General features: G+C 63.9%; 5 protein-coding genes. All 5 read right to left on the bottom strand.

The features are described 5' to 3' along the window. The coding region (locus BMW54_RS18330; RefSeq protein WP_217642681.1) for a hypothetical protein at positions 1–1778 on the bottom strand (1778 nt) is incomplete at its 3' end. 89 nt (positions 1779–1867) lie between these two features. Continuing rightward, a complete protein-coding gene (locus BMW54_RS18665; protein ID WP_139206145.1) occupies positions 1868–2659 on the bottom strand; it encodes an MrpH family fimbial adhesin in 792 nt (263 codons plus the stop codon). 141 nt (positions 2660–2800) lie between these two features. Next, the gene (locus tag BMW54_RS18320) at positions 2801–3331 is read right to left on the bottom strand and encodes a hypothetical protein (protein WP_139206144.1); all 531 of its coding nucleotides are present in this window, start codon (positions 3329–3331) and stop codon (positions 2801–2803) included. 84 nt (positions 3332–3415) lie between these two features. Further along, positions 3416–4012 carry a hypothetical protein gene (locus BMW54_RS18315; protein ID WP_090059117.1) on the bottom strand — a complete coding sequence of 199 codons (597 nt, stop codon included), beginning with the start codon at positions 4010–4012 and terminating at the stop codon, positions 3416–3418. A 38-nt stretch (positions 4013–4050) separates the two neighbouring features. Continuing rightward, positions 4051–4713 carry a hypothetical protein gene (locus BMW54_RS18310; protein WP_139206143.1) on the bottom strand — a complete coding sequence of 221 codons (663 nt, stop codon included), beginning with the start codon at positions 4711–4713 and terminating at the stop codon, positions 4051–4053. Positions 4714–4785 lie beyond the last annotated feature (72 nt).

The following is a 4785-nucleotide window of genomic DNA, read 5'->3' as shown; positions in this document are numbered from 1 at the left end:
AGCACCTTGTAGGCGAAGGTCATGCTACCGCCGTCGTTGGCGACGAGGCTGGGCTTGGGCATGTAGAAGTGCACGTCGCGTCCGACGTGGTAGGTGATGACGTCGTCCCACGTCGTTCCGGTGCTCCCCTCGGCGTTGAGGGTGATCCTGTCGCCGTCGACCATGCCGGGGTAGAGGATGTCGATCTGCAGGCCGATGGCGTCGGCGACGAGCGCCGGATCGATGGCGCCGTTGTCGGACACGGGCACGGTCGGCGCCGGCAGCGAGGGCGCGTCGGCGCCGGTGATGCGGTAGGTGGCCTTCTTCGAGGGCAGGCTGGCCCGGCCTCGCGAGCCGCGGGCGTCATAGGAGATGACGGTGTAGCTGAAGACGGCGGTGCCGCCGGCCGCGGCGGCGATCTTGTTGGCGGGGGTGATGAAGGTCAGCGGGAAGGTGGTGCCGGGGGTGATGTCCCGATAGCCTTCGTCGACGACCGCGTTGCCGCCGGCGCCGGTGGCGCTCATGAGGTATTCGACCGTGGTATCGGGCAGGATGACCGGATTGCCCTCGATGATCACCTTGGCGCCGTTGGGGACGTTCGCCGGATCGAGCGTGTCGCCGATGGCTTGTTTTACCCACGGTGCGGCCAGGGCGACGAGCGAACCGGTGACGCTCAGGGCGTAGCGACGGGAGGTGAAAAACTCGGCCGGTAGACTGCGGTCCAGTGGGACGAGTCGGTGCGGAATGGCGCGGGCGAAGCGTCGTGGGATCGCACGGGTGTTGCGCGTGGCGGTGTACCACAGCTGGCAGCTGCCCTGGATCAGTGGGGTGAAGACGTCGTTGGGCAGGGGGTGCTTCAGGCGTCGACCGAGATAAGTGACCGGTTCGCTGTCGTATTCGACGGGGTTGCCGTTGGCGCCGGTGCCGACCAGATGGAAGACGAGGATGTCACCGGCAATGAGCCTGCCGTCCTCCACGACGGCGGTGGGGTCGGCACCGTCGAGCGCGGTCATGTCCAGTTGATCGAGACCATCGACGAGGTTGGCCTCGAAGATGTAGGGGGCTTCGAGCGCATCGGGATCGCTGACGTTGGCCAGCGCGGTGGGGGACCACAGCGACCAGTTATGGACGGTGTCGTAGATCTTGTAGTTGACGTTCTGTTGGCCGATGCTGCCGGCGTCGATGACGCTGCGCGGCACGGTGAAGACGACGGGCTTGCCGACCTCGGCGTCGGTCAGCGGACCGATGGTCAGATCGTTGCCGGTATGGCCCCAGCGCAGCGTGACGACATCGCCAACCGCCATGTTGTCGTACTTGGGAACGGTGACGGTGGCCGAGGGTGTGGCCGGTTCGATCGGGTCGGGCACGATCGTGGGCGCGGCCAGGTTCTCGTTGATGTACGGCGTGCTGACGTCGGTGTCGAGGCCGCCCGGGACGGAAAGCTTGATGACGAGGTCGCGCTCCGGGGAATCGAACTCGTTGCCAATGGCGTCACGCACGCGCGCGCGGATGAGGTGCGTGCCGTCGCCGAGTTCGACGAAGGTCTTGGCGGGGATCAGCATCGTCACGCTCGCGGCCGCCTGGAGCACCGGGGTGCTGCCGAGCTCCTTGCCGTTGGGTCCGATGACCTTCGCGGTATCGTCTTTCGCGAACGTCCAGTCGATGCGGGTGACAATGTCGGCATCGGGATCCTGCTTCAGGTCGAAGTAGCCCAGGCCGCCGTCTTCGGTGCTGGCGATGTAGGGCGGGGCCGGCTGGGCCCTGGGGGCGGTGGAGGGCTGGGTGCGGTTGTCTTCCATGACGAGTGACTCCGGTTGCGTTTGTTGTCGAGTCGGGCGCGATACATCGGCCCTCGGATCGGTCTTTCGCGCGTGTGATTCACGCTTCGTCATTGCACGTCGACGATCATGACAGCGTTGCCAAGCAGGTTGCCAGCGGCGGGAGCGTTGGCCGAAAGCGTCGAGGTCAGCGTGACGTCGACTGCCTGATTCGCTCCCACCGAGACCAGGGCGCCGCTAGCACCGTCGGATCCATTGACGGTCAGGTGCGATGTGACGGAGCTGTCGCTTCGCAACGGCAAGGTCGCCGTGGGATTGCTCGCACTTCGCACGGCGCGCACACGGACGACCGCTGCACCGCCTGTGCAGGTGACCCTCACTGCCACGCTCTTGACGTTCCCTGCCACCGCCGGAACCGTGAGGTCTCCATGCGGGACGGTCGCTGAGGCGACCGTGCAGATCACCGGTGGCTTTTCGCTTTCGAGCGTCGTGCAGGTGCCGTTGACGAACTTGCCGGCGTCTCCGTCCTCGTTTCTTCCTCCATAGCAAAGGCTCTGGCCCATGACGTTCCGGCCAGGAATGATTACTCGAAACGGATTCCCATACACTTGAACAACACCCTTGAAATAGCTTAGGCCGTCGCACCCGTACGGCCATGGCCTGATCGAGGTGAGCATCTGTTGCGGTTTTGAATCGATGTACCCGTTACTGCCGTTGAAGAAGTACTTGAGTGAATTGGCTTGCGCCCCACTAGAGTTGTCGCAATATCTGAATTCTCGCGGTCGTTCGCCGTCGCCACCTTGGGTCCAGGTGATTTCAATGACGGTGTTCGTTCCGTCATAGGTCGCTTTGGTCGTCGTCGTCGCACCCGCGACCGACGAGATGACGATTGCAAGAAGCACGAGCAGAGCGCACCCGAAAGAACGTCTCGCGTATGTGGATCGCATCATGGCCTTAACCTTCCTTGAGTGATTGTCGTCACCAGGCAATGATTGGCGCCGCCAGCTTTACCGTGCCGACGGCTACCACGGAGGTCGTGGAGCTCACGGCTGCGAATCGCTCTCGACCTTGGTGCAGGTGCCATCGACGAACTTACCGGCGTCGCCAAAGACGTTCCTTCCTCCATAGCAGAGACTTTGACCGATCACGTTGCGATTCGGAATGACTACCTTGAAGGGGTTGCCATTCAGGCTGGTCACACCGCGGAAAAACGCGTCGCCCGTGCATCCGGTTGTCCATGGGCGAATCGTGGTGAGCAGTTGCTGCGGCCGGGAGTCGATATACGAGTTGCTATCGTCGAAATAGTACTTCAGTGAATCGGCTGCCTCTCCCACTAGCGCTTGCTTGCTGCAGCTCCGGAATTCAGCGGGTACATCGCCGTCGTATCCGGGCGGCGGAGGGTCGCCGGGGCGCCTGGCTTCGGCAGGTTCCCAGTGGATGTAGATGACCGTGTCTTTTCCGTCATAGGTCGCCTTGGCCGTGGTTCCTGCCGATGCGTCCGACGTCGCAACGGTTGCCAGAACCAGGAGCAGCGTGTTCCCGAGGGAGCGGGTTGTGAACGTGGGGTGCCTCATGGTCGTAATCCTCATCCAGATGACTGTCATTGCCGGGCGGCAGGCTTGCCGCACGGCAGCCTTGGCCGCGCACAATATCGAGCGCTATCGATGCTGGAATCGCTGGCGACGTGCCGGTACCGTGACGCAGCTTTCCGTCGCACCCGGTGCCGCGATGAACACGCCGCCCGTCTGCGGGGTGCTTGCCGCCGCGAGCCTCACGCACCAGGTGCCGCTCGTGAACGTTCCCGGTGCCAGTTCGTTGATGGCGCCGGTGGGGTAGAGATCGTGGAACGTCCTGATGCGGTCCGCCCAGCTGGCCGCGTTGCCTGAAGCGGAGCCGACCTTGAACGCCGACCACTTCTGCTGGTTCGCGTTCCAGATGAAAAGGCCGACCACGTAGCCGGACGGGACCATGTCGCTTCCATAGTCCGCCTGGCTGGTGGACCACGCCCAGCTGACACGAAGCTTCGATGGGTCATCGGGATCGAGCGTCATGCTCGCGCCCGTTTTCGGGCCCGTCGTTGCAACGACGTTGCCTGTGATGGTGATGCTCGCCTGGGCGCGGGTGGACTCCACCCGCGCGTCGGAAGCGGGCGCGACAGGTGGCCGCGAGGGCGTGTGGGAACATGCGGCGATGGCGAGGCCGACGATGGAGGCGGTGATCCATCGCGCGACCGGGCCGATGATTCGGGTTTGCATCGCGTTGTCTCCTTTGCATGGATGGCGTCCGTGCCTCGCTACGCCTCGCGGAAGATGACGTTGACCTGTGTGGATCGAACCGGAATGCCGGATACCGGCGTGACCGAGTAATCGAAGGCGGCGATCGCCGGATCGAAGTTGGCGACGATCGTTTCGATGAAGGACTTCGGAATGTAGAACTCATGATCGACGACCGTCGTGACGGTCTGCACCGCGGGCGTGTGGACGCCCTCGGGGGCCATGCATCGCAATTCGATACGCTGACCGGCCGCCATGCCCTCATACGTTTCCACGACGACGCGCAGGCCACGTGAGTCCGTGATCAGACCGACATCGATAGATCCGCTCACCAGGAAATCGGGTTTCGGCGGGCGGAGCACGATGGCGTTGCCGGTTACGGTGACCGGGTAGCTGCCGATGCCATCGCGGCTGTCACGCGCGGTGATGACTGCGTCGCCGTCGGCCAAGGCACGGATATCGCCCTTCGCCGGGTCCGGCACCGTGACAATTCCGGGTGCGCTCGACGTGTACGCGTATGGAGGCGTTCCCCCGGTGGCCTCGCGGGTATAGGTCGCGCTTCCCGAGAGGTCGACAGGGGAGGAATCGATCTCGAACGGCTCGTTGGCCGCACCGATGGTGAAGGTCGCCTTCTCCGAGTACAGGGTTCCGGTGGTGCGTAGCACCTTGTAGGCGAAGGTCATGCTACCGCCGTCGTTGGCGACGAGGCTGGGCTTGGGCATGTAGAAGTGCACGTCGCGTCCGACGTGGTAGGT

The organism is Luteibacter sp. 329MFSha, assembly GCF_900111665.1.
Classification (GTDB): Bacteria; Pseudomonadota; Gammaproteobacteria; order Xanthomonadales; family Rhodanobacteraceae; genus Luteibacter.
The sequence above is the reverse complement of the archived record's forward strand: the minus strand, read 5'-3'. Positions and strand labels throughout refer to the sequence as shown.

Bases quoted from the DNA above. Each gene is read 5' to 3' on its own strand.
- BMW54_RS18320 (WP_139206144.1), bottom strand. From the start codon at position 3,331: ATGAGGCACCCCACGTTCACAACCCGCTCCCTCGGGAACACGCTGCTC.
- BMW54_RS18315 (WP_090059117.1), bottom strand. From the start codon at position 4,012: ATGCAAACCCGAATCATCGGCCCGGTCGCGCGATGGATCACCGCCTCC.
- BMW54_RS18310 (WP_139206143.1), bottom strand. From the start codon at position 4,713: ATGACCTTCGCCTACAAGGTGCTACGCACCACCGGAACCCTGTACTCG.